The following is a 4777-nucleotide window of genomic DNA, read 5'->3' as shown; positions in this document are numbered from 1 at the left end:
GTGGTGCTTAACATCCACACCGCCACCGCCGAGTTTGCCGAAGCGTGGTTGAATGGAAAAGGTAACACGATTGTCTTCTTCTTGCTGGAAGCCCGCACCAATATCATTGCATCCATGCGCACATTCACCATCCCGACCGCTCTTGCCGTGCAGATACGTGATTGTTTGGAGCAGCAGGACGAGCGCTACAATACTGTGGCCGACGTCGACCTGAGAATGGAGGAGATCATGACCGAGGTTCCACTAGAACCGTGATCGAGCGGAGCAAAATGTACCGCATATCCTGAAACGGCAAAGCGGAGTCATACGCCGTTTAAGAATTGAAATCTAAGTATTACAAACCTACTAAGGTCGTCAATGGCTTGTAAAAATGCGATATCGATGCGTTATCACCACTAAGAGAAGGCGGGGCGATTGCCAACTACTGATCGTTTTATGAAAAGCCTTAGTGATGGGTAAATGGCGTGTAATGTGTGCTATACTGCACCACCGTTTAATCTTCACTCTTCCAGCGGATCGACTCAAAGCGATCGGTCTACCGATATCACCCTATAAATATGAAAAGGTACTAGTCGAGAAAAGTTGGCGTGGCTTCATGTTGGGTTAAATTAAAAAATTGAGCAAAAAAGCGCTACAATAAGACCTAAGCTTCATTTCTGGGTAACTTTCAAGGCAGTTTAAAACGTTAAGAAACTACGATATCTGATGCAGACAAGTCGAAAATCGGCTAGCCGGAAGAGCTGGTATTTTACATCGAATACCAGATTCGTCCTAACAATCCATATGCTGTCCTCTGTCTTTACCATTACCTCATAAAGTATACTGACCGTTCAAGCGCAGGCTTACGACAATATCCTTTTCGCCTTTGTTTTTGAAATACCAACCGTGTCTGCCTTCAAACGGGGCCAGAAAGGTACCGATCATGTTGTTAGAGTATGCGGCCGTGTAGCTTTCAAAGAAGACGTCTTTGCCGGGATTCGCCTCCTTCACCTCCCCGTGAAAATCAAAATACAGCACGCCCTGATCGGTGACCCACTCGTATTTTACCGTTCCGTATTTGAGAACATTAATTTTGTATTCAAGCCCCTTTCCCGCGGGAATCAATATCGACACACTGTCCTGCCGCTGTTCGAATTGCCGGGCCGGAGCCGGGTTTTGGGCTTCTTCGGGCATGGGGACACCCGGATCCGAACCAAGTTCTTCCAGTTTTAAGGGCGGATAAGCTTGGATCAGACGACTTTCAGTCACCGGAACAGAGTCATCAGGCTGATAAAGTCGGCTGAATCCCAGCAGTTTCCCCGTGCCAAACGGGTCGGATCCGTATTCAGCGGGCAGGACGGCCGCCACAAACAGTAAAGCACCTAAAATAAGGGCGACAAGCGTAGCTTTTAAAATCTGGGGTGACTCTAAGAGAGTCGGATTCGTATCTTTCATTCTATGTGGTTTTTACTGGGTGAAATAGCCGGTTAGCTGGTAGCCGATTAATACGAAACCGGCGGTCATCAAAAGGGTATTGGTTAGCGTGGAAAATCGTTCAAAGCTTGCAAATTGCCTCCATGCGCTAATCAGTAAAAGGACGAAAGACAGGGCAATAAACTGGCCTATCTCGACTCCAATGTTGAATCCAATCAGATTGGCAAGTAGCCCGCCTTGCGCCATCTCAAATTCCTGCAGCTTGCTGGCTAGCCCGAAACCGTGAAATAGCCCGAAAATTAATACGGCCGCCTTCGTATTGGGCTGGAAGCCAAATATTTTCCTAAACCCGCCCAAATTATCAAAGCCCTTGTACACAATTGAAAAGGCGATGATGGCGTCGATCAAATAAGCGTTTATTGAAATATTGCCCAGCACACCCAGCAGCAGGGTCAGGCTGTGGCCGATGGTGAAGAAACTTACATAGATCAGAATATCTTTGGGACGGTAGAGGAAGAAGATTACGCCCGCCAGAAACAGAATATGATCGTAGCCGGTAATCATATGTTTGGCCCCGATGTACAGGAAGGGAATGAATGCGGCACCTTCGTTACCCACCAGAAAAGCTTTGGTTTGCTCATCCACACCATGGGCGAAAACGGCACTGCCTGTGACAATCAGCAGCAGCGCCAAAGCGAAACGAAACAGGTTTTTACAGTTCATATTGAGTTGGGTTGGCAGCAATGGAGCGCTGGATCAACCGATGCATAGAGCCGATTGACTAAAAAAACGCCCCCATTGATCAGGAACAATTCATCTGTTTAACTAGGGCCGGTCGTGGCTGTGTCCATGGGCCGCTGCATCGGCCTCATCGCCGTGTCCTCCCGCTCTGTCATGGCTGTGTCCATGAGCGGTCGTGTCGGAGGGCGCAACCATCGCTTTGGTTGAATCCGGGTGGTCGGCGTGGACTGTGCCGTCCTCGTGTTGGTGGGTGCCTTTCTCTGATTCACTTGAACATGCTGTCAATACACCAAGTGATAGAGCGGAAATAATGAGCATTTTTTTCATGAAATCGTTAGTTGAAATTGGTTGATAAATTAATTTATAAGGTTTATTTACCGGGCATTGATCGAGGCGAGGCAAATGGGTATGGCATCACTTAGCGATGTAAGATGTTCAGCCCAGGCCAACAATTTGACCGCTAGCAAACCGGGGTTGGCGATGGCCGGCCCCAGGGAAAGTACCTCTATGCCGGGGGCCTGGGCCAGCACATGGCGGACCTATTCAATTGATAAGCGGACTATTTTTAAAGCCAAAGCCAGACTGATACGCTTAGCCCGACTCATTCCCAGAAAAACGAACAAGTCGCAGCGTACGCCAAGCACGAGTAAATTCAGCACATTAGGCAAACCAAACAGACTTGACTTAGAAGATAGGCGGGATTGCAAGGGCATTGTAATCCCGCCTAGGGCTTCGAACGTCTACCTCACTTAGGGGCCTTCCCTGTAAAGCTATACTGAACACCGAACCCAATCGTTCGCGGGGCTGAGGGTGAGAAGTTAGTGCGGTCGGTGGCATTATTGCCGCGGCTGGCACTTGCAATGTACAGTTCGTTGGTCAGGTTCAAGATGTTCACGAAAACCTCGATGCCCTTCCGCTCGTAACCTATCCTCGTATTCACGACGCTGATGCCCCGCACTCCAAACGCCCCCCGGTCGTCGTATTTCAGGGTATTGATTTGATTCAGGTAAAAGGGGGTCAACCGTTGCCATTCCGCCGATACGCGCAACCCTTTCAGCCAGCCTGGTTTGTAAAATACCTCCGTATTGACAATCCAGCGAGGGGCCGACGGCATTTCTTTACCGTTCAGGTCTTTTACCGCATCGGACTGCCGCACCGACAGTTGAAAGTCCTCAAAACGGTGCAGTGCGTTGGCACCTCCCACCCGAATGAGCCATTCCGAACTCGGTTTGTAGGTCAGTCCGAACTCAATACCCTGGTGAAGTGTTTGACCAACACTCTGATAATCAGTAGAATTATCAACCTGTCGAATGGACAGCAATTCGTTACGACCGTTTAGCCGATAGATTGAGATGTCGGCGTAGATTTTGTCTTGCATGACCGAAAACCAGCCACCCACTTCCATATTCTCGAAACGGGCCGGTTCGAGGTTGTAATAAAACGGGTCTTGACCCGCCACTTGCTGCACACTTGGTCGAAGCCGGAAAATCGCCGTCAGGCCCGGAGGGGCAAAACCCCGCCCATAGTTGGCATACAGACCTCGCCCATTCCCCAAATCATACACCATACCCACTTTCGGGCTAAATTGTTGGTACGTTTTCGTACCCGATTTATCGTCCAAAAAATTATCATAGTCGAACGACATCCGGTCGTAACGCAAACCCGCCGTGACGCGCAATGCTTTTAATGGACTAAACTCCAGTTGGGAATACAGGCCCGTATTGTGAATAGTAGCTTCATAATCCCCAAGTAGCACATCGGGGCGGTCTTTGAGGAAGGTGTATTTTTTGACCGACCGGCCATCGGGCCGCGTCTCGGCGGCCAAGTCGATACTGAAGGCATTGTACTCGACTGGAGTATCGTCGTAAGTACCGCCAACGAGCAGTTTGGCATTCAGGAAATTGAAGCGTTGCGTGTGTTGGGCAATCAGCCCATAGCTGTCAAAAATGCTCCGTTGTTTCTCACTGGTGGCTGTTTTTGAGCCAGTCGTCCATCGCACAGTGTGGTTAGGCGCAAATCGGTAATCGTTGAAGCGGTGAAACGCCGTAACGAATGTTTCGGCCTTATCATTCCACTGATGGTCGAGTGTGAGCCGCGACCGGATGGCTTTCACGTTGCGGTACATAAAATCCTGGCTCGTTTCATACGATCGACTGTAAAACGCCGTGCTATCGAAACTCAGTCCCTCCTGCCCCTTGTAGTCATTATAAGCATACGCGCCCGTGAGCCGGGTGCGCTCCGAAAGTTGGTATTCGGCCTTGATATTCACCGCGTTCTTGACGTAGTCGGAGCGTTCGCGCCAGCTGTTTTTCTGATCTGAAAGATACCCGCCGACATAGACTCCAAGTTTACCAACCGTGCCGCCCCCGCCAAACTGAAGCCGACGGAAATTATAGTTATCGCCCTGTAGCCCAACTTTCAGCGTTGGCACGGCGGTGGGGCGGTTGGTAATCAGGTTAATGGCTCCACCAACGGCCTCCGGTCCATAGATCGACGACACCGGACCTTTCACCACTTCAATGCTGTTAATCATCATTAGATTGGTTTCGATCAAACCATTGTGGTTGAATAAACCCATTGGCCGAACGGGCACACCGTCTTCCATATACAGAAAATAATTGGC

5 protein-coding genes are annotated in these 4777 nt (G+C 49.7%); 1 reads left to right on the top strand and 4 read right to left on the bottom strand.

Going from position 1 to position 4777, the window contains the following annotated elements:
* Positions 1 to 255, top strand: a 255-nt coding sequence (locus ACEW8P_RS14210; RefSeq protein ID WP_373513739.1) for a hypothetical protein, incomplete at its 5' end; no start/stop codon positions are given.
* A gap of 555 nt (positions 256 to 810) precedes the next feature.
* Here ACEW8P_RS14210 and ACEW8P_RS14205 read toward each other — a convergent pair.
* The 4 genes from ACEW8P_RS14205 to ACEW8P_RS14190 all read right to left on the bottom strand — a co-directional run.
* Complete coding sequence (locus tag ACEW8P_RS14205) at positions 811 to 1434, bottom strand: hypothetical protein (RefSeq protein WP_373513738.1); 624 nt, start codon at positions 1432 to 1434, stop codon at positions 811 to 813.
* 12 nt (positions 1435 to 1446) lie between these two features.
* Positions 1447 to 2136, bottom strand: a complete 690-nt coding sequence (locus tag ACEW8P_RS14200) for a HupE/UreJ family protein (RefSeq protein ID WP_373513737.1) — start codon at positions 2134 to 2136, stop codon at positions 1447 to 1449.
* A 102-nt stretch (positions 2137 to 2238) separates the two neighbouring features.
* Complete coding sequence (locus tag ACEW8P_RS14195) at positions 2239 to 2439, bottom strand: hypothetical protein (RefSeq protein ID WP_373513736.1); 201 nt, start codon at positions 2437 to 2439, stop codon at positions 2239 to 2241.
* Between the two features lie 460 nt (positions 2440 to 2899).
* Positions 2900 to 4777, bottom strand: a 1878-nt coding sequence (locus ACEW8P_RS14190) for a TonB-dependent receptor (protein ID WP_373513735.1), incomplete at its 5' end; no start/stop codon positions are given.

Origin of the sequence: Persicitalea sp. (genome assembly GCF_041751555.1) — a bacterium.
GTDB lineage: Bacteria > Bacteroidota > Bacteroidia > Cytophagales > Spirosomataceae > Persicitalea.
This window is presented reverse-complemented; position numbering and strand designations above follow the sequence as displayed.